This window comes from Mucisphaera sp. (assembly GCF_965279675.1).
Taxonomy (GTDB): domain Bacteria; phylum Planctomycetota; class Phycisphaerae; order Phycisphaerales; family Phycisphaeraceae; genus Mucisphaera.
Map to the genome: position 1 here is coordinate 3,123,292 of NZ_CBDIIJ010000002.1, position 26,748 is coordinate 3,150,039.

Annotated in this window: 24 protein-coding genes and 1 tRNA gene; 17 read left to right on the forward strand and 8 right to left on the reverse strand. The window is 62.2% G+C overall.

Annotated elements, in window-relative coordinates; genetic code table 11:
* Window positions 1-9: 9 nt before the first annotated feature.
* From ACQZAB_RS13405 to ACQZAB_RS13445, 9 genes are all read left to right on the forward strand, one after another.
* The gene (locus ACQZAB_RS13405; protein WP_428390022.1) at window positions 10-426 is read left to right on the forward strand and encodes a hypothetical protein; all 417 of its coding nucleotides are present in this window, start codon (window positions 10-12) and stop codon (window positions 424-426) included.
* Entirely contained in the window at window positions 423-1,475 is a 1,053-nt protein-coding gene (locus tag ACQZAB_RS13410) for a hypothetical protein (RefSeq protein WP_428390023.1), read from the forward strand. The genes ACQZAB_RS13405 and ACQZAB_RS13410 overlap by 4 nt, the downstream gene beginning before the upstream one ends.
* 172 nt (window positions 1,476-1,647) lie before the next feature.
* Complete coding sequence (locus tag ACQZAB_RS13415) at window positions 1,648-2,046, forward strand: hypothetical protein (RefSeq protein WP_428390024.1); 399 nt, start codon at window positions 1,648-1,650, stop codon at window positions 2,044-2,046.
* Window positions 2,039-2,557, forward strand: a complete 519-nt coding sequence (locus tag ACQZAB_RS13420) for a hypothetical protein (RefSeq protein WP_428390025.1) — start codon at window positions 2,039-2,041, stop codon at window positions 2,555-2,557. The genes ACQZAB_RS13415 and ACQZAB_RS13420 overlap by 8 nt, the downstream gene beginning before the upstream one ends.
* Before the next feature lie 211 nt (window positions 2,558-2,768).
* A complete protein-coding gene (locus tag ACQZAB_RS13425) occupies window positions 2,769-3,698 on the forward strand; it encodes a DNA-directed RNA polymerase subunit alpha C-terminal domain-containing protein (protein ID WP_428390026.1) in 930 nt (309 codons plus the stop codon).
* A gap of 32 nt (window positions 3,699-3,730) precedes the next feature.
* Window positions 3,731-4,213 carry an NUDIX hydrolase gene (locus ACQZAB_RS13430; protein WP_428390027.1) on the forward strand — a complete coding sequence of 161 codons (483 nt, stop codon included), beginning with the start codon at window positions 3,731-3,733 and terminating at the stop codon, window positions 4,211-4,213.
* A 66-nt stretch (window positions 4,214-4,279) separates the two neighbouring features.
* A complete protein-coding gene (locus tag ACQZAB_RS13435; RefSeq protein ID WP_428390028.1) occupies window positions 4,280-4,705 on the forward strand; it encodes a universal stress protein in 426 nt (141 codons plus the stop codon).
* A gap of 45 nt (window positions 4,706-4,750) precedes the next feature.
* Window positions 4,751-5,929 (forward strand): hypothetical protein, encoded by a 1,179-nt coding sequence (locus ACQZAB_RS13440; RefSeq protein ID WP_428390029.1) that lies wholly within the window; start codon window positions 4,751-4,753, stop codon window positions 5,927-5,929.
* Entirely contained in the window at window positions 5,922-6,947 is a 1,026-nt protein-coding gene (locus ACQZAB_RS13445; protein WP_428390030.1) for an SGNH/GDSL hydrolase family protein, read from the forward strand. Before ACQZAB_RS13440 ends, ACQZAB_RS13445 begins: the two co-directional genes overlap by 8 nt.
* Before the next feature lie 6 nt (window positions 6,948-6,953).
* On the opposite strand, the gene pdxA is transcribed toward ACQZAB_RS13445, so the two are convergent.
* Window positions 6,954-8,018, reverse strand: a complete 1,065-nt coding sequence (pdxA, locus tag ACQZAB_RS13450; protein WP_428390031.1) for a 4-hydroxythreonine-4-phosphate dehydrogenase PdxA — start codon at window positions 8,016-8,018, stop codon at window positions 6,954-6,956.
* An 86-nt stretch (window positions 8,019-8,104) separates the two neighbouring features.
* Here pdxA and ACQZAB_RS13455 point away from each other — a divergent pair, with 86 nt between their 5' ends.
* From ACQZAB_RS13455 to ACQZAB_RS13470, 4 genes are read left to right on the forward strand one after another with little or no spacing between them, the layout of a single operon-like run.
* A complete protein-coding gene (locus ACQZAB_RS13455; protein WP_428390032.1) occupies window positions 8,105-9,154 on the forward strand; it encodes a Gfo/Idh/MocA family oxidoreductase in 1,050 nt (349 codons plus the stop codon).
* A gap of 18 nt (window positions 9,155-9,172) precedes the next feature.
* Window positions 9,173-10,492 carry a hemolysin family protein gene (locus ACQZAB_RS13460; RefSeq protein ID WP_428390033.1) on the forward strand — a complete coding sequence of 440 codons (1,320 nt, stop codon included), beginning with the start codon at window positions 9,173-9,175 and terminating at the stop codon, window positions 10,490-10,492.
* Window positions 10,489-11,469, forward strand: a complete 981-nt coding sequence (locus tag ACQZAB_RS13465; protein ID WP_428390034.1) for a CNNM domain-containing protein — start codon at window positions 10,489-10,491, stop codon at window positions 11,467-11,469. The genes ACQZAB_RS13460 and ACQZAB_RS13465 overlap by 4 nt, the downstream gene beginning before the upstream one ends.
* Window positions 11,470-11,482: 13 nt before the next feature.
* The gene (locus ACQZAB_RS13470) at window positions 11,483-12,124 is read left to right on the forward strand and encodes a hypothetical protein (protein WP_428390035.1); all 642 of its coding nucleotides are present in this window, start codon (window positions 11,483-11,485) and stop codon (window positions 12,122-12,124) included.
* Between the two features lie 39 nt (window positions 12,125-12,163).
* Here the strand turns inward: ACQZAB_RS13470 and ACQZAB_RS13475 are convergent, their stop codons facing one another.
* The 4 genes from ACQZAB_RS13475 to ACQZAB_RS13490 form a co-directional block, all read right to left on the reverse strand.
* On the reverse strand, window positions 12,164-14,197 hold the full coding sequence (locus ACQZAB_RS13475; RefSeq protein ID WP_428390036.1) for a hypothetical protein: 2,034 nt from the start codon (window positions 14,195-14,197) through the stop codon (window positions 12,164-12,166).
* A gap of 50 nt (window positions 14,198-14,247) precedes the next feature.
* Entirely contained in the window at window positions 14,248-15,648 is a 1,401-nt protein-coding gene (locus ACQZAB_RS13480; protein WP_428390037.1) for a hypothetical protein, read from the reverse strand.
* The gene (pilM, locus tag ACQZAB_RS13485; protein ID WP_428390038.1) at window positions 15,645-17,891 is read right to left on the reverse strand and encodes a type IV pilus assembly protein PilM; all 2,247 of its coding nucleotides are present in this window, start codon (window positions 17,889-17,891) and stop codon (window positions 15,645-15,647) included. Before pilM ends, ACQZAB_RS13480 begins: the two co-directional genes overlap by 4 nt.
* A gap of 150 nt (window positions 17,892-18,041) precedes the next feature.
* Window positions 18,042-19,064, reverse strand: coding sequence for a PEP-CTERM sorting domain-containing protein (locus ACQZAB_RS13490; protein WP_428390039.1), 1,023 nt, complete (start codon window positions 19,062-19,064; stop codon window positions 18,042-18,044).
* 172 nt (window positions 19,065-19,236) lie between these two features.
* On the opposite strand from ACQZAB_RS13490, the gene ACQZAB_RS13495 reads away from it, so the two are divergent.
* Both ACQZAB_RS13495 and ACQZAB_RS13500 read left to right on the forward strand, forming a co-directional pair.
* Window positions 19,237-19,309, forward strand: a tRNA-Ala gene (locus ACQZAB_RS13495).
* A gap of 87 nt (window positions 19,310-19,396) precedes the next feature.
* Window positions 19,397-20,779 carry a radical SAM protein gene (locus tag ACQZAB_RS13500; RefSeq protein ID WP_428390040.1) on the forward strand — a complete coding sequence of 461 codons (1,383 nt, stop codon included), beginning with the start codon at window positions 19,397-19,399 and terminating at the stop codon, window positions 20,777-20,779.
* Window positions 20,780-20,815: 36 nt separating this feature from the next.
* On the opposite strand, the gene ACQZAB_RS13505 is transcribed toward ACQZAB_RS13500, so the two are convergent.
* The 3 genes from ACQZAB_RS13505 to ACQZAB_RS13515 form a co-directional block, all read right to left on the reverse strand.
* Window positions 20,816-21,865 carry a nitroreductase family protein gene (locus ACQZAB_RS13505; RefSeq protein WP_428390041.1) on the reverse strand — a complete coding sequence of 350 codons (1,050 nt, stop codon included), beginning with the start codon at window positions 21,863-21,865 and terminating at the stop codon, window positions 20,816-20,818.
* A 126-nt stretch (window positions 21,866-21,991) separates the two neighbouring features.
* On the reverse strand, window positions 21,992-23,023 hold the full coding sequence (locus ACQZAB_RS13510; protein ID WP_428390042.1) for an acyltransferase family protein: 1,032 nt from the start codon (window positions 23,021-23,023) through the stop codon (window positions 21,992-21,994).
* Between the two features lie 46 nt (window positions 23,024-23,069).
* Window positions 23,070-24,122: a polysaccharide pyruvyl transferase family protein gene (locus tag ACQZAB_RS13515; protein ID WP_428390043.1), complete on the reverse strand. Its 1,053-nt coding sequence runs from the start codon at window positions 24,120-24,122 to the stop codon at window positions 23,070-23,072.
* Between the two features lie 185 nt (window positions 24,123-24,307).
* On the opposite strand from ACQZAB_RS13515, the gene ACQZAB_RS13520 reads away from it, so the two are divergent.
* Complete coding sequence (locus tag ACQZAB_RS13520) at window positions 24,308-25,756, forward strand: oligosaccharide flippase family protein (protein ID WP_428390044.1); 1,449 nt, start codon at window positions 24,308-24,310, stop codon at window positions 25,754-25,756.
* A gap of 51 nt (window positions 25,757-25,807) precedes the next feature.
* The gene (locus ACQZAB_RS13525) at window positions 25,808-26,746 is read left to right on the forward strand and encodes a glycosyltransferase family 2 protein (RefSeq protein ID WP_428390045.1); all 939 of its coding nucleotides are present in this window, start codon (window positions 25,808-25,810) and stop codon (window positions 26,744-26,746) included.
* Window positions 26,747-26,748: the final 2 nt, after the last annotated feature.

Sequence of the window (26,748 nt, forward strand, 5' to 3'; positions counted from 1 at the left end):
AAGGCAAGGATGAAAGCACTTTTTCCCACGGCGCGGTTTGTGTGTCTGATGGCTGTCCTGGTGATGACCGGGTGTTCGTTCGGCCCGAGTCGGAGCGAGCGGCTGGCGGATCATCTGGAGGCGGCGACGCAGGCGATTCAGGCGGCGGACCTCGAGCGTGCGAAGGTTGAGATCGCGGCGGCGGCCGAGGACACGCGGTGGGATCGGGATCGCGAGCGGGTGGGCAGTCTGGCGTTTCTGGTGGCGGGGAGTGAGGCGATGATGCGGGGCGATGCGCGGCTGGCGGGGGCGTACTGGTCGAACATCGAGGATGAGGCGCTGAAGGCTCAGGTGGCGGCGAAGTCACAGCGGCTGGGTGTGACGGTGGCGGATGAGCCGGTGGCGGTGCCACTTCCGGCGCACCATGACGGGCGGGTGTCGCGATGAGGTTGTCGGCTGGTGTGGTTCTGGCGGTGGTGTCGCTGCAGTTTCTGCCGGGGGTGGCTTCGCGGGCTGGCGGGCTGGAAGACATGACATCGAAGCCCTGGCTTTCCACGCTGCGGCTGGCGGTGGCGGAGGGGGATCAGGCGGAGGTGCCGGCGGCGATCCGGGGGTACGGTTTTGCGCGCACGATCGATCGGCTGGGTGAGTCGGTGACGCCGCTAGAGCGCGAGCTTGATCGCTCATTCGCGCGGTTTGTTGAATCGGTGGATCAGGCGGATCGGTTGCTGGCGCGGGGTGAGGTTCGTGAGGCGATGCGGCTTTGTCTGTCGGCTGTGGACGAGGTGGTGGGACGCCGGCGGGCGGTGCTGACCTCGATGTGGCGGGGACAGGCTTACCTGGGTGAGCAGATCGGCTGGGCGCGGGCTCGTTTGGCGCAGTCGCTGGCGATGGAGGAGCCGCCCAATCTGGACGGGTTGACGGAGGCGGACCAGGATCTGCTGGACGGGATCGCGCGGCGGATTATCGATGAGCGTGATCTGGATCGGCGTGCCCGGCTGGTGGCGCATTACCGATCGGTGCGGGAACTGGCGGAGCTACGGCTGCTGAGTCGTCGGATGACGCCTGACCAGCGGCGGGTGTGGGTGAATGTGGTGGGTGTGTTGGAGAGAGCGGCTTTGGTGCACGAGCAACTGGTGATGGCGACGGAGCTGCTGTTTGCGAGGTTCGAGAGCACGCAGCGTAGGTTGCGGGACAATCTCGAACTGATCGAGACGGTGGAGGGTGCGCAGGAGCTGCTGCGTTTGTTTGATGATGGGGATGAGGGGCCGATGCGGGGTCTGCAGGACACGCTGGAGCGCTTGCGGGTGTCGGCGGATCAGTTCACCGAGGCGGCGGAGGTGGCGATCGAGGCGGAGGCGCTGGAGCTTGAAGAGCGGTTGGATGATGCGGGGCTGCCGGAGACGGATGGGCGTGGGCGGCTGGTGGATGAGGCGATCGATCCGGAGTTGCAGACGCGGATGCGGCGGCTGGAATTGAAGGAAGAGGTTGAGTGATATGACTGAGAATGGATTGATCGTTAAGGGGTCCCGCGAGGTGATTGTCCCCGGGCTCGCGCCGAGGGCTCGTGTCAGTGGCCCAAGCGGGCTGGCTGTTCGTTGTTTCCTTTCTTACCTGTGGTCGGTTGCAGCTTTGGTTTTCATGGTTTTTGTTCTTGTAGGGAGCCAGGTGGCTGAGGCGTCGACGGCGGAGGATCGTGCGCTGATGCGGCAGCTGGTGGAGCAGCGCGATCGGCTGAGTCGCGAGTTGGGTTCGCTGGATCGGCTGGCCGCGGAGCGGGTGGTGGCGGGCGAGGAACCGCTTGATTTGTATGCCCGGCAGATCGAGGTGGAGTTGCAGTTGGAGTCGGTGGTCACGCGGCTGGAGGCGTTGTCGGCGCGGAGCGGGGTGGTGATCCCGCCTGTGGGTGAGGGGGATGAGCTTCGGGAGGCGCAGCGGGCCGAGACTTTGGAGCGTGGGCGGGCGCTGCTGGAGCGTGGTCGTGAGCGTGCGGTGGTGGTGGTGGCGGATGAGACGCGGGTGTTTCTGGCGTCGCTGGACTTCGAGGAGTTTCTGGCTGATGACTGATCGAGAGCGGAAGGCTCGTCCGGTGTTGACGGCGGTGGCGCTGAGCGCGATCGCCTTGGGTGTGATCGCGATCGCGGTGGCGGTGACGGATCGGTCGCGGGTGGGTGAGGGGCTGGTCGTTCCGACGGAGGAGGAGCCAGCGGATGTGTCCGGGGAGGCCGACGCTTTAGAACAGGGTGGGGCAGGGATTGAAACGGCTCCGTTGTCTTCGGAGGGGGATGGGTCGGTCGAGGCGATTCTTGAGGCGACGGAGGGAGGGGAGGCCCGGCTGCCGTCGCATCCGGTGACGGGTGAGCGGCTGCTGCGGCTGGCCCCGGCGGGTTTTGAGCCTGCCGAGGCGGAGCGGGAGGTGGAGGAGGCGGCGGGGTCGGTGGCTCCGCGGGTGGTGGAGCGGGCTGCGGCTCAGAGCGGGGAGGCGAGCCGTTACGCCCGGATCGCTCGGAAGATTGAGGGGGTGGTGGCGGCGTTGGATCGGCTGGAGGCTCGGTTGAGCGAGGTGGGGGAGGAGTGAGTTTGTGGATTTCGGGGTCGGTCCTGGTGGCTTAGCACCCGCGTCTGAAGGGGCGGGGCACCCGGCGGTGGTTGGAGGTGTGGCAGATGGTGCGGCGTGTTTGTTGGTGCGTCTGTAAGTGCTTGGGGGAGGTGAGGTTGCCGGGAGGGGCGGGGGTGTCTACGATGTGGGGCTTCACACAGACAGCTTTTTATATGGTCGAGGATGCACGATGAGCGACAGCGTGGCGTATGCGGGTACGGAAGAGGTTCGGGACACCGAGACAGCGAAGAAGTACTACGACCAGGGGTGGGAGGCCGAGATGCGTGGCGATCGTTACGCGGCGATTTCGTCCTACGAGGCGGCTTACACGGCGGACCCGCAGGACGCGAACGTGTGCTTCCGGCTGGCGTACAACCTCGACCTGCTGGGTGAGGAGGAAGAGGCGCTGCATCTTTATGAAGAGGCGGTTCGTCAGGAGCGGCCTTCGCTTCACGCGCTGATCAACCTGGCGATTCTGTATGAAGATCGCGGGAACTTTGCACGTGCCGAGCGGTGCATGCGTCAGGTCCTGAACACGGACCCGAATCATCCGCGGGCTCGTCTGTTCATCAAGGACATCATGGCGTCGAAGGGGATGCTGATCGACGACGAGCAGGAGAAGCGTCTCGAGAAGCACAACGCGATGCTCGACACGCCGGTGACGGATTTTGAGCTTTCGGTGCGTACGCGGAATGCGCTGCGGAAGATGAGCATCCGGACGCTTGGTGATCTGCTTCGTGTGACGGAGCCGGAGCTGCGGTCGTTCAAGAACTTCGGGGATGCGTCGCTTGAGGAGATCAAGACGATGCTGGCCCAGAAGGGTTTGAAGCTGGGTCAGGCGGTGGAGGAGCGTCAGGACGCGGTGAAGGAGCAGGTTTACGAGCAGCTTCGCGAGCAGGGTGGGGATAACGAGTTGCTCGGGAAGTCGGTCAACGAGTTGAACCTGTCGGTGCGTGCCCGGAAGGCGCTGGCGTTGCTGAACGTTCAGACGGTTGGCGACCTGGCGATGAAGACCGAGGCCGAGCTGATGGGTGTCAAGAACTTTGGCATGACGTCGCTGGTTGAGATCAAGGAGAAGCTTCACGAGCATGGGCTTGGCCTGCGTGCTCTTGAGGCCTGATTTCGGTCGTGGGTGAGGCTGATTTACCGGGGATGGCGCGGGTCCGTCGTGAGGCGGGGCGTGTTTTGGTGGTTGATCCTCGGGATCGGCTGCTGCTGGTGTCGTGTCTGAGCCCTGAGACGGGTGAGACGTTCTGGATTACGCCTGGCGGTGGGCGGGATGAGGGGGAATCGTTTGAGGCGGCGGCGCTTCGTGAGCTTGAGGAGGAGGCGGGGTTGAAGGATGTGTCGCTCGGGCCGTGGGTGTGGTCGCGGCGGGCGGTGTTTCCATGGATGGGTCGGATTTACGACCAGACCGAGCGTTTTTTCTGGTGTCGGCTGGATCGGACGCCTGAGGTGGTGGCACATCGCTGGACAGCGGATGAGAAACGGTCGCTTGGGGCTTTCAGGTGGTGGAGCGTGGACGAGCTGGTGTCGGCGAGCGATCTGGTGTTTGCGCCCCGTGATCTTGGTGTGCGGTTTCGTCGGTTGCTGGCGGGCCCGCTGCCTGAGGTGGCGGAAGAGGTCCCGCGTTAGGTTCGGGGTGTTGGTGGGGTTGTGGCTGGGGGCTTAGAATGATGGATTCACCCAGGGAGGCCTGTGTTGGCTGAGAGTCGTATCCTGATTGCGGTTTCGTCGCCCTGGGCGAGTGAGAAGCTGGTGCGTCCGGTGGGTGATTTGGCGAAGCGGTTGGGGGCGAGCGTGGTGGTGGCGCACGTGGCGATGTTGCGGGACGATGAGGAGACGGAGGCGGAGGCAAATCACCGCGGGGAGCAGACGCTGGCCGTGCTGACGGAGGGTTTGAAGCAGGCGGAGGTCGAGGCGGAGGGGGTGATGCTGTTTTCGGATCACGTGGCGAAGGCGATTCTGAACACGGCGACGAAGTATTCGTGCACGCTGATCGTGCTGGGGTTGACGGGTCGGGGTGTGCTTAAGCGGCTGATCTCGGGGGATGTGCCGTCGAACATTCTTCGGCAGGCGGAGATTCCGGTGTTGATGTGTCCGGCGAATTGGGAGGGGCTGGTCTAGAGGGGTTTGCTGGGAGCGGGGTGAGGGCGGGTTATACTGGTTGCCATGCTTAAGGGATTTTTGCTGGCTGTGGTGGCGCTAGTGATCAGTCATGTGGGGGTGATGCGGGCGGATGCGTTGGCGGAAGAGGTGGATGCGGCGATTGAGCGGGGGTTGGGGTATCTGATTGAGCGGCAGGCGGAGGACGGGGCGTGGACGCGGGAGCCGGGTCCGGCGGTGACGGCGATGGTGCTGGAGGTTTTGCTGGCGGAGGAGGGGTATGGGATCGAGCATCCTGCGAGCGAGAAGGCGCTGGCTTATGTGCTCTCGTTTGTGAGAGAGGACGGGGGGATTCACGGAGGGTTTCTGGAGAACTACAACACGGCGATTGTGATTTCTGCGTTAGCCCCCCTTTCGTATCGGGAGGAGATCGGGCGGATCATTGATCGGGCGCACGACTATCTGCGGGGGTTGCAGTGGTCGGATCAGGTGGACCCGCAGGGCGAGGTGGTGACGGAGACGCATCCTTATTTTGGGGGTGCGGGTTATGGGGGCAGTGGGCGTCCGGATCTGTCGAATACGTCGATCATGCTGATGGGGCTGAAGCGTTCGGGTCTCGATTCGGAGGATGTGGCGTATCAGCGGGCGCTGGTGTTTCTGACGCGTTTGCAGGGTGTGGCGGAGAATGATCTTTATGGTGCGGAGGTGCTGCCGCGGGATGGTGGGTTTATCTATGCGACGTCGGTGAATCTGAATCTGATTGGTGTGCCGGAGAGCAAGGCGAGTCAGGATCAGATTGATGAGGCGATCGCGGGGCGGGCGGTGTCGGGGCTGCGGTCTTACGGGACGATGACGTATGCGGGTTTCATGAGTTACCTGTATGCGGAGCTGGATCGGGATGATCCGCGGGTTCGGGCGGCGTGGGGGTGGTTGCGTGAGAACTTTGCGTTGACGCGGAATCCGGGGATGCCTGAGGCGCAGGCGGCGGAAGGTTTGTTTTATTACTACCTAGTGATGGCGCGGGCGTTATCAGCTTGGGGAGAGGCGCGGATCGAGACGCTTGGCGGGGAGCGGGCGTGGGCGCGGGATCTGGCGGCGCAGCTGATTTCGATTCAGGCGGAGGATGGGTCGTGGTCGAACGAGACGCCTCGGTGGATGGAGTCGGATCCGAATCTGGCGACGGCTTATTCGCTGTTGGCGCTGCAGGAGGCGCGGGCGTGGTTGGAGGCGGGCTCGGATGAGTGAGGTGGCGACGAGTGGTGAGGTCGCTGCGGGCGAGTCGGGTGCGAATCGGTCGGGTCGGTGGCGGGTTTGGCTGGCGGTGGTGGGTGCGGTTTTTGTGGTTGTGGTGCTGGGGGTGGAGTTGTTTTTGAGGTTCTGGGTGGGGCTGGGTGACCCGCCTTTGTGGGTGGCGGATGAGGCGGTGGAGTATCGGCTGGTTGAGGATCAGGATCGGAGGCGATGGGGGAACCGGATTCTGATCAATGATCTGGGGATGCGGTCGGGGGCGTTTTCGCGGACACGCGAGTTTGAGGATGAGGTGCGGGTGTTGGTGATCGGTGACAGCGTGGTGAATGGCGGGACGCTGGTGGATCATGGGGCGTTGGCAACGACGGTGTTGGAGGAGCGGCTTTCGGAGCGGCTGGGGCGGCCGGTGTCGGTGGGGAATCTGTCGGCGGGGTCGTGGGGGCCGGTGAACATGGCGGCGGCGTTCGAGCGGTTGGGGCTTGAGGGTCTGGATGTGGTGGTGCTGGTGGTTTCGAGTCATGATCTGACGGACGTGCCGACGTTTGAGGCCTTGAACCCGCGTGTGTTTCCGATGCGGTCCCCCTGGAGTGCGACGACGGAGGCGCTGGGTCGGTATGGGCCTTCGTTGCTGAGGTTTTATCTTGGGATTGGAGCGGAGGAGGAGGAGCTATCGGGTTTGCGGCCGCGGGTGGATCTGGCGGCGGCGGAGCGATCGCGGGCGGCGGTGGAGCAGGTGTTTGACTTAGCGCGACAGGCGGGGGCGGCGCCGGTGTTGATGCTGCATGGGGATATTGATGAGGCTCGGGCGGGTCGGTTGCATGCGCATGGTCGTGCGCTGCGTGCGGTGGCACGGGATCGGGGGGTTCGGGTGGTGGATGGGATGGCGGCTTTTGTTGAGGCGTCGGCGGCGGGTGTGGCGGTGTATCGGGATCCGGTGCATCCATCGGATGATGGGCAGCGGGTTTACGCGGAGGTGTTGGAGGGGGTGGTGGTGGAGATTTTGGGGGAGGAGTGAGTCTGGTCAGCCGGCTTCCCGGTTGGGTTGGGCGTGCTGCTGGATTCTGGCCATGCGGGCGGCGAGTCTGATGGCGTTTTTCATGGAGCCGGCGTCGGCTTTGTTCTGTCCGACGATGTCAAAGGCGGTACCGTGATCGACGGAGGTTCGGATGATGGGGAGTCCGAGGGTGACGTTGACGGCCTCATCGAAGGCGAGCATTTTGACGGGGATGAGGCCCTGGTCGTGGTACATGGCGACGAAGAGGTCGTAGCGTTTGAGGTTGGCTGGTGTAAAAAGGGTGTCGGCGGGGAAGGGTCCTTCGGCACGGACGCCGTGTTGGCGGGCCATCTCGATGGCGGGCGTGATAAGTCGTTGTTCTTCGTCGCCGAAGAGTCCGTTTTCGGAGGCGTGGGGGTTGAGGCCGGCGACGGCGACTCTGGGGTTGTCGATGCCCATGTGTCGGCAGGCCTGGGCGCCGAGGTCGATTGGGTCGTAGACGGCGCCGATGGTGAGGGCGTTGCGGATGTCCATGAGGGGGATATGGACGGTGGCGAGGGCGACGCGGATCTGGGGCGAATCGAACATCATGACCACGCGTTTGGCGCGGGTGCGGTTGGCGAGGAGTTCGGTGTGGCCGGGGAAGCGTTTGAAGCCGGCGAGGGACCAGGACTCCTTGCAGACGGGTGCGGTGACGATGGCGTGGACGCCAGCTTCTTCGATGGGTCTTGCGGCGGCGGCAATGGCGTCGTCGAGGAACTTGAGGGAGGCCTGGCCGCCTATTTTGGTGGGTCCGTGGACGCCTGGGCTGAGGATGGAGTACTGGTCGTAGTCGATGCAGACGACGGGGTGGGTGAGGTTGTATTCGGTGCGGGGCGAGTCGTGCTGGACGCGGTGCCAGAAGGTGTCGATTTCGGCGAGGTCGGCGGCGTAGGTGAGCAGCTCGTTCATGCCGAAGATGACGAATCGGGCGAGTCGTCGGATGTCTGGGTCGGCGAGGGCTTTGATGATGACCTCGGGGCCAACGCCTGCGGGATCGCCCATGGTGATGGCGATGACGGGCTTGCTGTTGGTTTCGGTCGGCGTGGCCATGGGGTCATGGTAGCCCGGCAGATGGGGCGTGGTGTGTTTGGGATGGGGTTGGCGTGGGGTGGGGCTTGATCGGCTAGGATGTGGGCATGACGGACGACGGGATACTGGATGTAGCGGTGATCGGCGTGGGGCGTATGGGGAGCCATCACGCGAGGACGTATAAGAATCTGCCACAGGCCCGGCTGGTGGCGGTGGTTGATGCGGATGAGGATCGCGCGTTTACGGTGGCGGATCAGTATGGGTGTGAGGCTTATACGTCGCCTGAGGAGTTGATCGAGAAGCAGCCGGGTCTTCGGGCGGCGACGGTGGCGGTTCCGACGCAGATGCATATGGCGGCGGCACGGCCGTTGCTGGAGCGGAAGATCGCGTGCCTAGTGGAGAAGCCTTTAGCGCCGAGTCGTGCGGAGGCGCGGGAGTTGGCGACGCTGGCTCAGATGCAGGGAGCGGTGTTGCAGGTGGGGCACACGGAGCGGTTCAATCCGGCGGTGCGTGCGGTGGCGGCGATGGGGATCACGCCTCGGTTCATTGAAGTGGATCGTGTGAGCCCGATGACGTTTCGGTCGCTGGATGTGGGTGTGGTGATGGACATGATGATTCATGATCTGGACATCATCCACATGCTGGTGGACTCGGAGGTTCAGCGGGTGGAGGCGGCGGGGATTTCGGTGGTGAGTGAGTATGAGGATGTGGCGAACGCGCGGTTTGTTTTTGAGTCGGGTTGTGTGGCGAACGTGACGGCGTCGCGGCTGGCGCTGAAGACCGAGCGTAAGATGCGTATCTTCAGCGAGAAGGCGTATGTGAGTCTGGATTACGGCAAACGGAGCGGGGTGGTGATCAAGCTGGCGGAGAATGCGGAGGCGCTGGATGAGATCCGCAGGCTGCTGCAGGACGGGACGGATCTGACGGAGCTGGATTACTCTTCGCTGGTGAATCTGGACGAGCTGACGATGGAACTGCCTGCGGGTGAGGAGGATCCGTTGACGGCGGAGCTGAGCAGTTTTCTCGAAGCGGCTCGGACGGGTGATCGTCCGGCGGTGGATGCGGAGGCGGGGTATACGGCGGTGAACGCGGCTGAGCGCGTGCTGGCGGCGATGCGTGCGCATCGCTGGGAAGGCATCAGCGGATCGAAGATCTAACGTGGGCTGCGTTTCGTTATGGATCTGACACTTCTGGTGATGCTTGCCTCGCTGCCGGTTCTGATTGCGGCGAGTGCTTTTTTCTCGGGTAGCGAGACGTCGCTGTTCAGTCTGACAAAGCATCAGCGTCTGATGATTGAGCGTCGGGGAGGGGCGTCGGCGGTGGCTGTGGCGACGCTGCTCGCTGAGACGCGTGGTCTGCTGATCACGCTGCTGCTGGGGAACATGACTGTCAACGTTCTGTTTTTTGCGATCAGCGCGGCGGCTGCGATTCGGGTGGGTGAGAAGGCGTGGTCGACGGGGTGGTTGCTTACGGCACTGGCTATTTTGCCATTGATCGTGATCGTGCTGCTGGGCGAGGTAGCTCCGAAGCTGGTGGCGGCGCGGGCGCGGATGACCTGGGCGCGGTATGCGTCGGTGCCGCTTCTGGCGGTTCATCGTCTGATCACGCCTATTCGGGTGGTGGCGCAGCATGGGGTGATTACGCCTCTGGCCCGGCTGGTCGCACCGGCTGGCGGGGTGGATGCGTTGTCGGCGGACGAGTTGGAGTCGTTGCTTCGGTTGAGCGAGCATCACGGGGTTCTGGATTCGGAGGAGGAGCGGTTGCTTCAGCAGGTCCTGGAATTGGGGCAGCTGCGTGTGGAGGATCTGATGATCCCGCGGGTGGATGTGAAGTCGTTTGATCTTGCTTCTTCGGCGGAGGAGTTGATGGATCTGATTCGGGAGACGGGTCTTCGTCATATCCCTGTGACGGATGGCAGCCTGGATCAGGTGGTTGGGCTTCTTTACAGTCGGCAGGTTCTGGTGGCGCGGCCGGAGACGGCGGAGGATGTTCGGAAGCTGATTCGTCAGGTGCGTTTTGTGCCTGCCGTGGCGGCGGTGGACCGGCTGCTGGTGGAGCTGCGTAAGAGCGGGACGACGTTCGCGATGGTGGTGGATGAGTATGGGGGGACGGCGGGGCTGATCACATTGGAGGATGTGGCTGAGCACATGGTGGGGGACATTGCGGGTGAGTACGAAGACAGCGGGGCGCCGCTTGTTCAGATGATCGGGCTCGGGCGTTGGCGGATCGGGGGTGATCTATCGGTTCATGACTGGCCGGATATTTTTGGTCACGACATGCTGTTGGGGTCGGATGATGACGGGGTGGAAGTGAGTACGTTGGGCGGGTTGGTGATGGCAATGCTCGGGCGTTTGCCGAGGGTTGGCGATCGGCTGGATGTGGGGAATGTGCGTCTGACGGTGGCATCGATGAAGCGTCGTCGTGTGGAGACGCTGCTGCTGGAGATGACCGATGCTCCGGCGTTGCCGGTTGAGGACGAGGGGGAATCGTCATGAGCGGTTTGGAGATGGCTCTATATGCGGTGGCGATGCTGATCGGCTTTGGCGGGTCGGCGTTGTACTCGGGTTTGGAGACGGGGGTTTACAGTCTGAATCGGGTTCGGCTGCAGGTGCTGGCAGACCAGGGTGTTCGGGCGGCGCGGGTGCTGCGTGAAGAGACGGAGAACGTCACGAGTTTGCTGAGCACGTTGCTGGTGGGCAACAACATCATGAACAATCTGGGGGTGGCGACGCTTGGCATTTTGCTTGAGGCGCAGGGTGTGACGGGGTGGGCGAACGTGGCCGTGAACACAATCATCGTGACGCCGATTCTGTTTGTGTTTGGCGAGACGCTGCCCAAGGATCTGTTTTCGGCTTATGCGGATCGACTGATGTATCGGCTTTCGGGGGTGCTGCGTGGTTCTCGGTGGCTGTATACGGCTTGTGGGCTGGTTCCGCTGACGGTTGGGTTTGGTCGGCTGATTACGGGTGGTCCGGTGACGCCCTCGCATCCTCGTCGTCGTGTGGAAACACTGGTGAAGGAGGGTCTTGGTCACGGGATTCTGAGTGATGAGCAGACGGCGATTGTGGGTCGGGTGCTGACGCTGAGTAATAAAACGGTGGAGGGTGAGATGACGGCGTGGGAGGATGTGCTGACGGTCTCCGCGGATGCGGACGGGGCGGCGATGTGGGAGCTTGCGGACCGTACCGGGCGGTCGCGTTTTCCGGTGGTGGATGATTCGGGAGCGGTGCTGGGCGTTCTGAATCTTCGGGAGGTGTTGCTGCTGGATCGGGCGGACTGTCCGTCGGCCGGGGACCTGATGAAGCCGATTGAGCGGATGGAGGGGTCGCTGCCGATCCGCAAGGCGCTGAGTCGGATGCAGGCACGGCGTCTGCCGGTTGCGTTGGTGGTGGATGGAACGGGTGAGACGATTGGTCTGGTGACGGTGAAGGATCTGCTGGAGCCGATCATGGGTGAGCTGTCGAGTTGGTGATCGGGAGGTTTGGGTGAGCTGGTCGACGGCGGAGATTGCTGATGTCCTGGAGGCAGGTCTGGCGGAACGGGCGGCGGCGGATGATCTGGAGCAGGCGGTTTACGGGTTTGATGCGCTCGACGAACTGGGTCTGCATCCGGTGCTGGCTGATTGTCTGGAGCGGGGAGGCTTTGGGGTTTATCGGGAGCAGCGTTATCCGAGTCGGTGGGTTGAGCGGAAGAGGAGTTCGGGCGAGCGGTGTGATCTGGTGCTGACGCGGGATGGGTTGCCGCTTAAGGAGGAGGCGGTGGTGGGGACGCTGTTTGATGGTCAACCGGGGATGACGGCCGGGGAGGCTTACTGGCTGGAGGTGAAGCTGGTGGCGCAGTACGAGCGCAGCGGTCCTTTCCGTCGGTATACGTCTGAGTTGCTGCGGCCGGTGACGAAGGATCTGATGAAGCTGTGGCAGGAGGCGGGGATACGATTTGCGGGTTTGTGTCTTGTGCTGATGACGGCCTCGCGGGAGGTGGCCGAGCATGACCTAGCGAGGTGGCACGAGCGTTGTCTGGAGCGTGGGTTGCCGGCGGCGGTTCCGAGTGTGCGTGGGGTGAAGATTACGGACCGGATCGGCAACGGCTGGTGCGGGATCGCGGTGGTCGGTGTCCGTGGGTCGTGAGCGTGACGGTCGGTAGCGCGCGTCAGGACGTATGGGTTTTTAGAACCCTCCCATGCCTCCCATGCCGCCACCCATTCCACCCATGCCGGGAGCGCCCATGCCGCCTGGCTGCATGGGTCGTCGGTTGCCGATGGATTGGAGGAAGGCGACGGCGTCCTGTTCGTTCATGACGCGGATCTGTTTGATGTCGTTGCGGTCCTGATCGACGGAGCGGGTGAGGAGGTTGCCGCCTGTTTCGTCCATGTAGAGCAACGCGGCGGATGCGGCGCCGGCTCCGAGGGCTGCGTAGTCGATCATGATGTTGTCGGTGTACATGTTGAGGGATTGGATGCCGAGCGGTCCCTGGATGGTGGCGATGCCGCCGATGTCGTCGCCTGGGCGGAAGCGGTTCCGGAGGGACTGCCACTGGCCGGCGTGTCTGGTCCAGACTTCGATGACGGCTTCCTGCTGCTGTAGTGTGCCATCGACGAGGAAGAAGAAGTTGACGGGATCGGTGGTCACGGGTCGGGACCATGGAGCGTCGTTGAGTTCGGCGGGGTCCGGGCCGAGTGCGATCTTGCGGTAGTTCTGAGCCCGCTGTTCGGCGTCGACGTTGGATCGGCGGAAGAGCGGGTTGAGGACGTTGACGACGACGCGGTAGCGGTAGGTTTTGCCGGGTTCGACGGTGATGTCATGGGCCCAGACGCGGACGGTCTCTTCGGTGATGCTGGTGGTGCTGGTGTTGTTGGCTCGGGCACCGGCCATGCCCCCCATACCGCCCATTCCCCCCATGCCGCCCATTCCCCCCATGCCCATGCCGGGTTGAGCACCCCCCATGCCACCCATGCCGCCCATGCCGCCCATGCCGGGTTGTGGTGCCATGGGTTGGTTCATGTTGTCGATGTCTTCGGGGAGGAGGATGGCCGAGATTTCTGCGATGAGTTCGGCTTCCTGCTGCATGAAGCGTTCGAGGGGTGTCATCTGTTCGCGTTGGGGTCGTGCCTGCGGTCTTGCCTGGGCCATGCCGCCGCCTATGCCGCCTGCTGCACCGCCGCCCATGCCACCACCCATTCCACCCATGCCGCCACCGGCGCCTGGGTTTGGCTGTCGGGTGGGTCGGTTTCGCTCAGGCCGGTTGTTCTGTCGGTTGTTGGCGTTCTGCTCGCGTTCCTGGATGCGTGCGATGCGTTCGCGGACGGTTTCGAGGTCTTCGAAGAGTTCGCGGAGTTCGCGGTGGGTTTCGGCGTCGAGGCTGGCGAGGCCTTCGCCTGGGGGCGTCCATGGGAGGGCGCTGCTGCTGGGTGCGAAGGATGGTTGTTGGACGAGCTGCTGCTGGCTGCTGACGAGGTTGATGGCCTGAGCGACTTCGCCTGGCTGCCAGTCTTTCTCCGGGTCTTCGATGTAGCCGGGCTGTCCGGGGATGGGCTCGACGAGAATGGGGTCGGACCATTCGCCGGTTTCGGGGTTGAGTTCCTGCCGTTGGAGGAGGACGCCGGCGAGGAGGCGTCTTGAGCCCCACCATCGCGTGGGGACTCTGTCGCGTTGGGGGCCGGTGTTGAGTCGCCGGATCCACTCTTCGAAGGGGAAGTCGGCGGCGACGGAGACGTACTGGAAGTCGTGGGGTGCTCGGCTGTTGATGCGTTCGATGAGTTGCTGGGTTACTTCGGCGTCGGTTCGGGAGCCTTCGAGGGCGAGTCGAGCGTGGCCGGTGGCGACCTTGAAGTTGGTGGCGACAGGTGGTGTGGGGAGGTTGTAGGCGGGGGCGTCGCCGGCTTCATCGGGTGGGGGCAGGGGTATCTGGCCGATGGGGCCCTGTATGCGGATGCCTGCGGCTGGGGGTGTTTCGACGGCCTGGACGAAGGCGTTTCGGAAACCATCGACGGTGTAGGTGGGGACCTGTGAGGGTCCGTCGAGGCGTCGCTGGAGGCTTTCGATTTCGTCGAGGACTCTGTCCCTGACTTCGGCGGGTGAGCCTTCTTCGATGCTGTGTGGATCGGCGATGAACTGGGTGTAGAAGATGCCGAGTGTGATCACGACGGCGAGGCCGAGGGTGATCTTTTCGACGTGCTGTTCAAAGAATCCGATGCCTTTCATGGCGCTTCCTTTCGGCGGGCAGCTGGCCCGTCACGAACGATCTGTGGCGGTCAGGAGCCGAGGCCGAGGTAGTCCTGGGTTTCTTCGGGCATGAGGGGTGTGGTCCATGCTCTGAGGAAGACACATTCGATGACGAGGTCGAGTTGGACGACATCGGCGGAGCCGTAGAAGTATCCGCCGGCGAGTCCATCGGGTCCTGCTTCGTCGACGTCAGACATGGTGACGTCGACCACGGTCATGAAGTTGATGCGTGAGAGTGCGTTGAAGATGGCGTCGATCTGCTCGACATCGGCATGGATGGAGAGCAGGGCGTGGCGGACGTCGTACATGCTGTTGCTGACGCGTCCGGTTGGGGCGACGAAGAAGTTTCGGTTGCTGGGGCTGTTGGTGGCGGATCCCTGTCCGCCTCGGCCGGCACCGGCTGCGGAGAACGAGTTGCCGCCTCGGCCGGCTGAGGCGGATCCGGCGAGGCGTTGGCCCATGCCGCCCATGGAGTGGATACCGACGTAGCCGGGGAGGGCGCTCATGGCGATGATTCGTTTAACGGGTGCGTTGATGACGGAGGTGCCTTCGGATGAGGAGGCTGCGTCTTCCCACACACGGTTGGCGAGGGCGATGGCGGCGACGAGGTCCTGCTGGATCCAGAGCTGCATCTGGGCTTCCCAGAGTTCGATCTGCTGGGGCTGGCCGGTTCCGAGCGACCAGGCTCCGATCTGGAACGGGAGGGTTTGTTCGAAGGTGTTGGCGTAGACGTGGATCTGCTGGGCGCGTTCCTTGAGGAGTTGGATCAGGGCGGCGCGCTTGGTTCGCTGTTCGTGCTCGATGGCGGCCTCGTCGAGTTGTCCGCGTTCGCCTTCCTGGAAGAGGTCGGCTTCGACTTCGGCGATGCGTGCGGCGATTTCTTCGGGGCTCGGTGGCATGCTGGCGTTGAGTCGGTAGCCGGGCTGGCCTTCGGCCCAGCGGCCGAGCATGGCGGGGAAGGCGGCGCGGTAGGTGTCGCGGGCGCGGTAGGGGATGGAGTCGTTGGCGGGTTCGGGAAAGAGCCCCTGGAGCATGGGGGTTCTTGCGATGTTGACGGGCGTTTCGCCGTAGGCGAGCGGCTGGCCTTCGAGGAGTCCCTGCTGGTTGAACTGGATAGCTGCGTCGATGACGGCCTGGGACTGCTGGGCCATCTGGCCGTTGATGGCCTGGACGCGTTCGATGGCCTCGGCGTTGACCATGACGTTGCTGGCCTGGACGGCGGTTTCGCCAGGGCCTGAGGGCGGGAGATCGACCTGGACGGGTCGGTAGCCGCGGAGTTTGTTGATGGCCTGGGCTTCGCGTTCGAGGTTGTCGCGGAGTTCGCCTGAGCCGAGCATGAACCAGATCATGACGACGAGTGAGGCGATGGCGACGATGCCTGCGGCGAGGGTCAACGGGTTGTTACGTATCCAGTTGATCAGTGCATTCATGAGGGTTCGCCTGGGGTCGTGTTGCTGGGTCCGTTGCCGGCTTGCTGGCCGTTGTCAGGGGTTTGGTTCTCGACCTCCTCGGGTGACTTGAGTTCGATGAACCACTCAAGTCGGAAGCGTCGGTCGGTGGTGCGGGGCTCATCGGCGAGGGGATGCTGGGGCAGGAGGTCGTCGGCGTTGACGGAAGAGGTGCGGGCACCTCCCATACCTCCCATGCCACCCATTCCCCCCATGCCACCCATGCCACCCATGCCACCCATGCCACCCATCCCGCCAGCCATGCCTCCCATTCCACCCATGCTGGCGGCCCCGCCTCGCGGGCTTCGTGCGGGGTCGGTCGCGACGGGTTCGATGGCGACGAGGACGTTTTCGGGGAAGACAAAGCGGTAGGGCTTGCCGGGTTGTTCGGCGTTGTCTCTGAGGTACTGGATGAAGGTGTTGGTGAGGAAGTCGGCGGCGTTGGCGTGCGGGGTGGTGCCTTCGAGGACGACGTGGAAGCGCGGGCCGACTTCTTCGGTGAAGAAGTCGGAGAGCTCGTAGGTGCGGGAGATGTCGGCTTCGTTGTTGTTGAAGCCCCCCACCCCGCCCATTCCACCCATACCGCCCATGCCCCCCATACCTCCCATGCCGCCGCCCATTCCGCCCATTCCGCCTCCCATGCCACCCATACCACCCATTCCTCCCATCCCGCCCATACCCCCCATTCCGCCGAACATGTTGCCCTGGTTGTTGTCCTGATCGTCCTCGGACTCGGTTTCGGGCTGGGCGATGTAGGTGGGGGTGAAGCGTTCGATGGTGATGAGTCGGCGTTCGGGCCTTGGGATGGCGCGGATCTGCTCGAAGTTAGCGGTCAGGAGTTCGGGTTGGGGGTTGACAGAGCGTGTGGCCCGGCTGAGGTCGGCGAGGATGGTGGGCCAGATCTGGCGGAGTTCGGTGAGTGTCTTGAGACCTTCGATCTGCTGGATGGGTTCGCCGCCTGTTTGTATCTCGCGGAAATCCCGCTGGAAGCTGTCGGCCTGCCTTGTGATGGCCTGGACGCGTGGCGAGAGTTCCTGAGCGACCTGGTTGATCTCGGCTTTGTCGGTGTAGTGCTTGTAGACGGGGATGAGTGCGGCGATGGCGAGACTGGCGGCTGCTCCGAGGAACCAGGGCTGCTTGGCGGCCCAGAGTCGCTGGCGGAGGATGGGGGTGGGCATGAGGTTGGCGTTGACTTTTTCTTCGCCGAGTCCCTGGAGGGCGAGTCCGTAGGCGGTGGCGAGGTTGACGGCTTCGTCGGCGAAGTCGGCTTCGCGTTTGCCGTCGACGGTGATTCGCTGGTAGCCATCGGGCCTGATGACCTCGAGTTGCATCTGCTGCTTGAGGAACTTGGTGAGGCCGGGGAGTCTGAAGGTGGAACCGAGTCCGACGAGCCGGGTGATGTTGGAATCGCGGCGGATGGACTGGTAGTAGCCGAGTGACCGCTGGATTTCCTGGACCATGTCTGCGAAGACTGGGCGCATGGCCTGGAAGATCTGGCGGGCGTATTTGGAGGTGGAGGCTTCGAGCTTGAGTTTTTCGGCTTTGGGGTAGGAGAGCTTGAAGGAGCGGACGAGGGCTTCGGTGAAGTTGTTGCCGCCGAGGGGGAGTGTTCGGAGCCAGATGTTGTCGTCTTCGACGATGATGACGTCGGTGGAGGTGGTACCGATGTCGAGGTAGAGGGTGCCGGCGGCGGGCTGGTCGGCGTTGTCGTAGACGAAGGCGTTGTAGGCGGCGACGGGGGAGAGGTTGATTTCATCGACACGGACGCCGACGGAGCGGTAGTTGGCGAGGAAGGTCATCACCCTTTCTTTGGTGATGGCAAAGATGCCGACTTCAATGTCGGGCGAGTCGTCGTTCTGGAAGACCTGGTGGTCCCACTCGACCTGATCGATGGGGAAAGGGATCTGCTGCTTGGCCTCGAACTCGACGATCTTCTTGACCTGCTTGGGCTCGACGGGTGGGAGCTTGGCGAAGCGGGCGAAGGCCATGTTGCCGGGGACAGAGGCGACGACGACCGATTTGGCGATGTCGTTCTTGGCGAGGAAGGCGTCGAGTTGCAGTCGGATCTGCTCGTCGGCGTCGATGTCGGGTGTTGAGAGGACGTGCTTGTAGGGGAGGACGACGTAGTCTGCTAGACGGACATCGGCGCCGGAGCGAACGAGATGTACGGCTTTGATGGCGTAGGAGCCGATCTCGATGCCCCATGAGTCGTTGCGCTTGGCCATGTACCACTCCGGCTTGCGGGTCTGGGGGATTTTTCGACAGCTAGGTGAACTTTGACCCTTCATTTAACCCGTGGCGGGGCTGGGGGTCAAGAAAACGAGGCCCACAGTTTCCTGTAGGCCTCGCAGAAAGGGCGTTATGTCGTGGCGTTTTTAGCGACGACGGATCAGGGCGAGTCCTGCGAGGCCCATGAGGGCGGCCGAGGCGGGCTCGGGGATGGAGTAGAAGCCGGGGACGCGGCCAGACGAGGAACTGGTCACGGTCCAGGCGATGTCGCCGTTGTACCAAGTGAGGTTGCCGATGAGGTCCGAGTTGCCGGGGCCGGCGAGGAGCTCGGCCTCGGAGATGACGACGGCGAGGGTGGAGGCGGGGACCGCGGCATCGGGATCGAGGGAGAGGATCGCGTCGGTGCGGGTGTCGTAGAAGTAGAGGAGGCCGTCGCCGCCAACGATCATGTCGTTGAAGCCGGGGTTATCTTCGCCGGTGAAGGCGGTGTACTCGGCTTCGGTCATGATTGTTGAGACGGTGGTGCCGTCGTAGCTGTAGAGCTCATCGGAGGTGTTGCTGCCCCAGATGATGTCTGAGCCGTTGGCGGTCATGCCGGAGACGGAATCGTTACCGGTGGCCGAGGTCAGGGCGGCGCTGGAGAGCAGGATCGAGGGCGTCTCGTTAACGATCTGATCGGTGCGTGACTCGTAGCCGATGATGGTGCCGTCGTCAGCGACGGTGTTAGCGGCGGTGAAGTTGGAGCTGTCGACGACGAGCAGGTTGATGTCGGCATTGGTCGTGACGACCGAGGGGGTGCCGGTGCCGAGGTCGACGCTGTAGAACTCGTTGGTGAAGAAGTTGACGAAGCGGAGTTCGCCGGCAACGACGCGGGCGCCGTCGCTGGCTGCGAGGTCGCCGGCACCGAGGGCGTTCCACTGGGCACCGGTCATGGCTGAGCTGTGAGTCGAGCCGTCGAAGACGGTGATGTAGCCGTTGGCGTCGCCGGGGGCTGAGGAGCGGAAGACGGAGTAGACGTTGGTGCCGTCTGAGAAGGCGCCGTCGTAGAAGCGGTCGCCTTCGAGCTGTGCGTCGGCGACGGGGAAGACCTGCAGGTAGGCGGAGGCCTGACCGGCGGTGAGGGTGATGGCTGCGAGGGCAGCGGCGGTGGTGATGGCGGGATGGGACATCGTCTCTTTCTCCTGAATCGAGTGGGGAATTAGGGGGTCTGCGTGACGTCGCAGAAGGCTTTGCCTGATCCTTAGTTATACAACAAATTCCTCTGTAATCCAGCTAAACCTTGTTCCGGGGCTGAGTTCGTTTGGAGGGTTTGGGGCTTGTGGTTAGACTCTGGGCAAATCAGGGGCCGTAGCTCAATTGGGAGAGCGCTGCGTTCGCAATGCAGAGGTTGAGGGTTCGATCCCCTTCGGCTCCATTTCACGGGTTTGATTCTTTTTGGGATTGGTGGGTAGGCAGGGGCTGGGGCTTGAGCTACGCTATCTAAAGATCGATAGGACTTTAGATGTCGTCTGCTCTTTATCCAAGTGGTTTTGCTTCTCCGGGTGTAGATGCACGGGGGGTGTCGCTGATGATCAAGCCGGTGGGTTCGGCCTGTAATCTTCGGTGTCATTACTGCTACTACCTGCCGGTGGAGGGCAGGCTGGGGTCGTCTTCGTGTCGGATGTCGCTGGGGGTGCTTGAGGAGGTTTTGGCGGGGTATCTGCCGTGGGCTGCGGATCGGGTGACGCTTTCGTTTCAGGGGGGCGAGCCGACGCTGGCGGGGCTGGCGTGGTTTGAAAGCGTGGTGGGGTTGGTCGAGCGGTATCGGCGCGAGGGTCAGCAGGTGGCTTTTGCGTTGCAGACCAACGGGACGCTGCTGGACGAGGCATGGTGCGTGTTTCTGAGGAAGCACGGCTTTCTGGTGGGTTTGTCGCTTGACGGGTTGGCTTCGGATCACGATGCGTATCGGGTGATGGCACGGGATGGCGGGGGGAGTTATCACGAGGTGCTACGGGGGCTTCGTCTGCTGAAGCGGCATCGGCTTGAGCACAATCTGATGGTGGTCCTGAACGACCGGAATGTGGTGCATCCAGAGCGGGTTTGGCGTGAGTTGATGCGGCTGGGGATTGACTGGGTGCAGTTCATCCCGGCGGTGGAGTGGTTGTCGCCTGACGAGCAAGTGCGCGTTGGCTGTCATGATTCGTCATGGACTGGGGCGCGTACGGAGGATGCCTGGGAGGGTTGGCGGCTGGCGGATTTCTCGCCTGATGGTGCGGCCTATGGGCGTTTTTTGTGCCGGGTGTTTGATGCGTGGTTTATGGCGGAGCGACAGCGTGTATCGGTGCGGGTGTTTGACCACGTGCTGAGCGTGCTGATTCAGGGTCAGGCGACAGAATGTACGTACGCCAGCAGTTGTCGGGGGCAGGTGACGATCGAGCAGGACGGGTCGGTATTCGGGTGCGATCACTATGTACAGGAAGACTGGCGTCTGGGTCGGGTGGCCGAGGAAGGGGTTACGTTGACGGTTGATGGGGAGCGGCCGGATGCTGAGCTGACGGGAGAGCGTCGGTGGATGGCTGATCTGGATGGCGCGAGGTACCAGCGGTTCTCGGAGCGGAAACTAGAGTTGGAGGGTGAGTGCCGGTCGTGTCGGTGGCGGGCGCTTTGTTATGGGGGGTGCCCGAAGCATCGGCCGGCTCGTGGCGAGTTGGAGGGTCCGACGGTTTTATGTGAGGGGTATCGGGCTTTCTTCGAGCATGCGATGCCTGGTTTTCAGTGGCTGGCGGGGTTTCTGCGTGCGGGGCAGGCGCCGCCTGCTGAGGTTCCGGTGGCGTTGGCTTCGCGGTACGGCGTGCGGGGTGCGTCGGTGAAGCGGGTTAAACGACGGAAGTCGCGGCGGCGGTAGGGGCTGAAGCCACGAACGCCGTTGATGATGGCGACGTCAGGCCGGAGGGTGTTCGTCGCCTAGGACGAGGACTTCTTCCAAGGGTCTTCGAGGAGAGACGGCGACCTTGAGTATCTCGGGGATATGCCCCACTGACATCATCATGATGACCAGCTCGTGATCCGGAATGTTGGCGGCGGTGCGCATGGCCGTGTCTCTTTCCATTTCGGCGGACCAATTGAGACAGCAGGCACCGAGGCCGAGAGAGTGGAGGGCGAGTGTCATCGACATGGAAAACATGCCGCCATCGATCCAGCCCTGGAATCTCTCGCCGCAGTCGTAGAACTTTCTGAGGTCGCTGGTGATGATCAGGAGTGTGGTGATGTCTTCTCTGAAGGTGGCGTTGCCGTTCTGGTAGGCGAGTAACTCGCGGATGCGTGTCTGGTCGAAGTAGGCGTGGACCTTCCATGCCTGACGATTGCAGACTGAGGGTGAGAGTTGCGCTAGGCGGATTGCCTGCTTGATCAACTCGGGGTCCACGGGTTCGTTGGTGTAGTCCCTGATGCTGTGCCTGCTGAGCATGAAGGGCATGAGGTCGAATTTTCCATCGCGATGGATGTCTTCGCGGGTGGTTTTATCCGCCCCACCGGTGAGTGCTTCCAGTTGGGCGCTGCCCATGCGTTGGGCAAGGTCTTCGATGCGTTGATCCAGCTCGGGTTCGTGGTGTCCGAGCGACGCGTTGAGTTCGGACCGTCTCTGGAGGACGATGATTGCGTTACCGACGATGTGGTCGAAGCCGGCTTTAGGCAGGTACTCCTCGATGAGTCTGATCAGAAACCGGGTCTTGTCCTGGCCGAATCCGGCTCTGGGGACGGGGTGGCTGAGGCCCTTTTCGAGTGCATGAGCGGTAGCGGCGATTTTGGCGGCGCGGTTTTCGGCGGGTTGGTCCAGGCTTCCGACGATGCCGGACCAGGCGAGGAATCGGCGTCCGTCGTAGCCGAAGTTTCGCTTGAGTCTTCTTTTCCAGAAGTAGACGCCACCCATCTGCCAGATGCTGCTGGGGACGAGGGCACGGCAACTGATGGCGAATTTTCTGAGGGCTAACATTGTTGTTGTTACTCGCTTGTTCCTACGCAGCAGGTCACCGGATTGGCGGTGCGTCTGTGTAAAATATCGTTTTGGCGGCGATCGGGTATGAGCTTGTTGTCTGCGGTGGAATCGGGCGGTTGTGGGTTACGCGAAATGGCGTTTCATCGCGAGGAATCTGCTCTCGATGAAACGGAAGGAGAGATCCGACACGATGTAGGCGGCGGGGAAAGCGATGGCCGCGTGCACGTACCACTGAGCGTCCGGGAGGAGATGCCTTGCGGCTATCACGATGGGCCAGTGGTAGAGGTAGAGGCCGTAGGAAATCTTTCCGGAGTAGGTCAGCGGCTTGAGGGAGAGGACGCGAGCGATCGGGCCCTGCTGGTGGGTGACAATTTCCCAGATCACGATACATGACATCATGTTGATGACGGCGTAGCCGAAAAGGGGTGTTGGCCAGTGGGTCCAGCCGAGCTTGATCGGGAAGGTCAGAAGGATCAGGCAGGCGGGATAGGCGGCCCATGGGAGCAGCTTGGTGAGGGCTGGGGCTTTGGCTTGAACTGTCAGCAAGAAGTAGGCGAGTGCGGAGCCGAGGAGCAGGCCGTCGCAGTGGGTATCGAGTCCGCGGTAGATGCGCATGTCGTCGTAGCCGGGGATGTTTCTGTAGATGGCGACGAAGAGGGCCAGTGAGGCCAGCACGAGTGCGTTCCTGCCATGGCCTAATTTGCAGCGTGTGAGCAGGAGCAGAGCGAAGGGCCAGATGATGTAGAACTGCTCTTCGATGGCGAGTGACCAGGTGTGTCCGAGGAAGTAGCGGTCTTCGATGCCGAGGGCATGGATCCAGTTTGAGATGTAGGTGACGGCGTATATCGCTTCGCGGATGTACTCGGGGCGTAGGTCATCGACAAAGTAGAGCGTGCCCAGGACTGCGATGACCGTCAGCCAGAGGGCTGGCAGCAGGCGGAGGAAACGTCGGACATAGAACTTGAGGAGGGCGATTCTGCCGGTCTTATCGATTTCGCTGACGAGGATACCGGTGATCAGGAATCCGCTTAGGACGAAGAACATATCGACACCGAAGGCGCCTGATACGTAAAGCGGTGTCATGTGCGCGAGCAGGACGATGAGGCAGGCGACGCCTCGGAAACCGTCGAGTGAAGGGATGTGCTTGAGTGACATGGAGTGTTGCTCCTAGCGGGCTCGCCCTGCCCCGATTCAATCAAGCTCAATCCAGCATCTGCCTGAGGCGGCTGCGTGATTGATCGGTTTTCTCGCTGATCGTCTGCTCGAACTCGGGCGTGTAGTTTGTGGCCGGGAAGTTGATGAGGCGGTCGGCGGATATCTCATTATCGTCCAGCCAGCGGTCTTCGAGCGTGAGGTTCTTCAATAGGCTCATGGTTTTGATCATCTTGTTGGGCCTGCCAAGGAAGACAAAGTCGCGTCGGTTAAGGATTGAAAAGATCCCGCCGTGATAGAAGTTGGTGATGACCATCGATGCGTGACGGATCAGGTTGAACCATTGCTGCGGTCCGGCAAACGGCAGCAGCTTGTCTGCTCCTTTGAAGCGGTAGCCAACGGAGATGATCTTGAGCGACTTGCTTCTGGCGAGCTCGCGAATGGCCTGCTGGGCCTGCGGCATCAATTCGGCGTAGACCAGGAGGTAGTTGTCGTCTCTGACCGTGGCATGGAGGGGAGAGAAGTCGCCCAGAAATGTGGGATCGAGGACGACATCAGCGGGCTGGTGGCTGAGGTTGTGGACGAAGCCGGCGGTGTTCTCATCACGTACCAGGATCGTGTGGAAGGTGCCGAGTGCCTTACGGATCCGTTCCTGCTGCTGGGGGTCTTGAACTGTGGTCATCTCGCCACAGCTGGCAGCGTAGGCGAGTTTGCGTACCTGAGGATTATCGGCGGCGAACTCCAGGAAGAAGTTGGGTTCGAAGCCTCTGATCTTGTTGATGGCCCAGATCTGGTCGCTGCCGGCGATGATGGCATCGAAGCGCTGAGCGATGGCTGGCAGGTCGCTGGACTCGTTGCACCTTTCGGTGGTCCTGAGGTTTTTGACACGAAATTGATGAAATCGCCAGTCTTTAATGAACTTGGCGAGGGCGAGGACGTTATGGGTATTCTGGCGTCTGAAGTAGTTGACGGCTGCGGTTGGTCGATAGTCTATGATCCGGGCCTGGTGTCCCAGTTTGCAGACTGCCTGGGAAAGCGCCCAGGCCTGCAAGACGGCACCGTAATTGGTTGTGTGGTGAATAGTAACAATGCCGACCTGCATGCTAACTCCGGGGCTGACCCGTTTGGTTTGGCTGGGCTTAATGTGATCGATGATCCTACCCGAATGCCTTCAGTATCGAGGGCAGCGTTGGGAGTCGGTCTGATATGACAGTGCGTGGGCGCCGGTCTTCGAAGGTTTCCGAGATTGCTGCGGCGGGGTCTCTGGCCGATACGGCCACTGCCGGTATGGCCTGGCTGACCCTGAACACGCTCGCCGTGAAAGTTGTGACGGTACTGGGCCAGATTGCCCTGGCATGGCTTTTGATGCCAGAGGACTTTGGCCTTATCGGGCTGGCTTACACGGTGACTGCTTTCACGGGGATTGTGCGAGGCAACACGATCACAAACGTTCTGATTGCGCGTTCTGCGAGATTCGATCTGTGGTCGAATCCGGGGTTCTGGATGTCTGTCGCCAGCGGGTTGCTGGCGGCGTGCACGATTGTCTTGTTGTCGCCGGTTGCGGCCTGGGCCTATGACTCGAATCGTCTTCATGGACTTCTTTACGTGCTGGCTGGGGCGGCGTTGTTCGAGGCGTTGCTGTCGGTGCCGGTGGCGAGGCTCCGGGCTTCGCTGCGTTTCAAGCTGATTGCTGTGTGTCAGACGTCGATCGATACGTTCAAGATGGTGCTGACCGTGGCGCTGGCGGCCCTGGGGTTTGGGACTTACAGCTTTGTGATTCCGGCGTTGGCGGGTGCGATTCTGTTGTTTGTGATTTACTGGTCGCTGGCCCGTCCGAAGATCAAGTGGCATCCTGAGTTTCGGCGATGGCGTTGGCTTTTGAGCGATACGCTGGCATTGGTTGGGATGCAGTTCTTCATTGTGATTCTCTGGCAGGGCGGCTACATCATGCTGGGGCTGTTTCACGAAGCGGCGGAGGTCGGGTTGTATTTCTTTGCGTTTCGTCTGTCGCTTCAGACGTTGATGCTGTTTTCTGACAATCTCACCAAGGTGCTTTTTGCCTCACTATCGACGCTACAGGACGATCCTGCCCGTCAGACCAAGGCGTACCTGAACTCGGTGCGGTTGATTGGGCCGCTTGCTGCGGGGGTGTGCATTCTGCAGGCGGTGGTGGCGGACCCACTGATCAGCCTGATCTTCGATGATCGTTGGCAGGGAGCGATTCCTATTCTGCAGATTCTATCTGTGGGCATGGCGATTCGCGTTGTTGCTTTTCCAACGGGGAGCTTTATTCAATCACAGCGGCGCTTCTGGACGGTCATGTGGCTGCAGGGTGGTTCGGCTTTCAACTACCTGGTTTTCTGCGGGCTGGCTGCGTGGTTGTCGGGTCCTTTGGGCGTGGCGGTAGCGGCTATGCTTCACTTCATGATTGTGGCGCCGGTTTACGTGTGTGTGGCGATTTTTCCGAACGGGTACGGCATGATGGATGTGGTGAAGCTCTACTTCCCGGCGGTGACGCTTGGTCTGGTTAGCGCTGCTTGCGGCTTTGGCACCAACGCTTTGCTGATGCAGCTTGGCCTTCATCATCCTCTGTGGCACATACTTTTACCGATTGTGACTTGTGGACTTGGCTGTCTGGCTGTGATGCAGTACGTGATGCCTAACGAGAGGCAGAGGCTTTACGGGATGCTGAGGCGTGCCCCGGGCGCAAGGTACATCCTTCGTGCTCATGCCTGAGCGCCATCGTTTTCTGGAGTAGGTATGTCGGATTTCAGGGTTAGTGTGATCATGCCTTGCCATAACGCGGAGCGTTATGTGGAGCAGGCTCTTCGGAGTGCGGCGGAGCAGACGTTGCCGCCTCATGAGATCATCGCGGTGAACGACAATTCGTCGGATGGTTCTGCCGAGGTGATTCGTCGGAGTGGGGTGGAGGTCACGCTACTGGAGACGTCGTTTCGGAATGCGGCAGCGGCGCGAAACTACGGTCTGAAGCGGGCGACGGGGGACTGGATCGCGTTTCTGGATGCGGATGACTACTGGCTGCCTGAGCACCTGGCGAGGGCGGAGGCGTTGCTGCGGGGCACGGAGGATGTGGGGTATACGGCGCTGGATGACTATCTGTTTGATGATGAGCGGATGGAGAAGGCGAAGAATCTGTGGCCGATTGCGGAGCCGACCAGCGGGCTGAGTCATTTAGATTATGTGCGTTGCTGGGAGAGCTATTTCAAGTTTGCGATGGGTCCGACGCTTGTGCGTCGGGATCGTTTTGAGGCGGTGGGTGGTTTTAATGAATCGCAGAAGCGGCGGCATGACTTTGAGATGTGGCTGAGGGTCATCCACGATCACACGTGGAGTTACGATCCGGTTTCGGTGACGGTGTATCGCGCGGACACGGTGGGGAGTATTTCGCGGGAGAACATTCCTGAGGCGGAGTGGTTTCGGGCGCGTGCGCTGAGTCTGAATGCGGAGCGTTACGACCTGCCGGGTTACCGACACATTCTCGGTAAGGCGGCGCGGAGTGCGGTGGCGACGGCGATCACGGATGGTGATCGCGCGGCGCGTGAGCGGGCGGCTGAGTTGGCGTGGCCGTATCTTTCGTTGCGTAACAAGTGCGCGTTTGCGGTGGGCCTGCGTCTGCCCGGACTGTTTGCGGCGGTGAACCGGTATCGGAGAAAGCGTCTGGTTTCCTCGGCCGGTGCGGGTGGTCGGGCAAGCGGAGGTGCGTGATC

Coding starts and splice junctions, on each gene's coding strand:
- ACQZAB_RS13480 (WP_428390037.1), bottom strand. CDS start 15,648: ATGAATGCACTGATCAACTGGATACGTAACAACCCGTTGACCCTCGCC.
- ACQZAB_RS13490 (WP_428390039.1), bottom strand. CDS start 19,064: ATGTCCCATCCCGCCATCACCACCGCCGCTGCCCTCGCAGCCATCACC.
- ACQZAB_RS13430 (WP_428390027.1), top strand. CDS start 3,731: ATGGCGCGGGTCCGTCGTGAGGCGGGGCGTGTTTTGGTGGTTGATCCT.
- ACQZAB_RS13420 (WP_428390025.1), top strand. CDS start 2,039: ATGACTGATCGAGAGCGGAAGGCTCGTCCGGTGTTGACGGCGGTGGCG.
- ACQZAB_RS13510 (WP_428390042.1), bottom strand. CDS start 23,023: ATGTCACTCAAGCACATCCCTTCACTCGACGGTTTCCGAGGCGTCGCC.
- ACQZAB_RS13460 (WP_428390033.1), top strand. CDS start 9,173: ATGGATCTGACACTTCTGGTGATGCTTGCCTCGCTGCCGGTTCTGATT.
- ACQZAB_RS13515 (WP_428390043.1), bottom strand. CDS start 24,122: ATGCAGGTCGGCATTGTTACTATTCACCACACAACCAATTACGGTGCC.
- pdxA (WP_428390031.1), bottom strand. CDS start 8,018: ATGGCCACGCCGACCGAAACCAACAGCAAGCCCGTCATCGCCATCACC.
- pilM (WP_428390038.1), bottom strand. CDS start 17,891: ATGGCCAAGCGCAACGACTCATGGGGCATCGAGATCGGCTCCTACGCC.
- ACQZAB_RS13520 (WP_428390044.1), top strand. CDS start 24,308: ATGGCCTGGCTGACCCTGAACACGCTCGCCGTGAAAGTTGTGACGGTA.
- ACQZAB_RS13505 (WP_428390041.1), bottom strand. CDS start 21,865: ATGTTAGCCCTCAGAAAATTCGCCATCAGTTGCCGTGCCCTCGTCCCC.
- ACQZAB_RS13440 (WP_428390029.1), top strand. CDS start 4,751: ATGCTTAAGGGATTTTTGCTGGCTGTGGTGGCGCTAGTGATCAGTCAT.
- ACQZAB_RS13410 (WP_428390023.1), top strand. CDS start 423: ATGAGGTTGTCGGCTGGTGTGGTTCTGGCGGTGGTGTCGCTGCAGTTT.
- ACQZAB_RS13475 (WP_428390036.1), bottom strand. CDS start 14,197: ATGAAAGGCATCGGATTCTTTGAACAGCACGTCGAAAAGATCACCCTC.
- ACQZAB_RS13465 (WP_428390034.1), top strand. CDS start 10,489: ATGAGCGGTTTGGAGATGGCTCTATATGCGGTGGCGATGCTGATCGGC.
- ACQZAB_RS13455 (WP_428390032.1), top strand. CDS start 8,105: ATGACGGACGACGGGATACTGGATGTAGCGGTGATCGGCGTGGGGCGT.
- ACQZAB_RS13425 (WP_428390026.1), top strand. CDS start 2,769: ATGAGCGACAGCGTGGCGTATGCGGGTACGGAAGAGGTTCGGGACACC.
- ACQZAB_RS13500 (WP_428390040.1), top strand. CDS start 19,397: ATGTCGTCTGCTCTTTATCCAAGTGGTTTTGCTTCTCCGGGTGTAGAT.
- ACQZAB_RS13405 (WP_428390022.1), top strand. CDS start 10: ATGAAAGCACTTTTTCCCACGGCGCGGTTTGTGTGTCTGATGGCTGTC.
- ACQZAB_RS13445 (WP_428390030.1), top strand. CDS start 5,922: ATGAGTGAGGTGGCGACGAGTGGTGAGGTCGCTGCGGGCGAGTCGGGT.
- ACQZAB_RS13525 (WP_428390045.1), top strand. CDS start 25,808: ATGCCTTGCCATAACGCGGAGCGTTATGTGGAGCAGGCTCTTCGGAGT.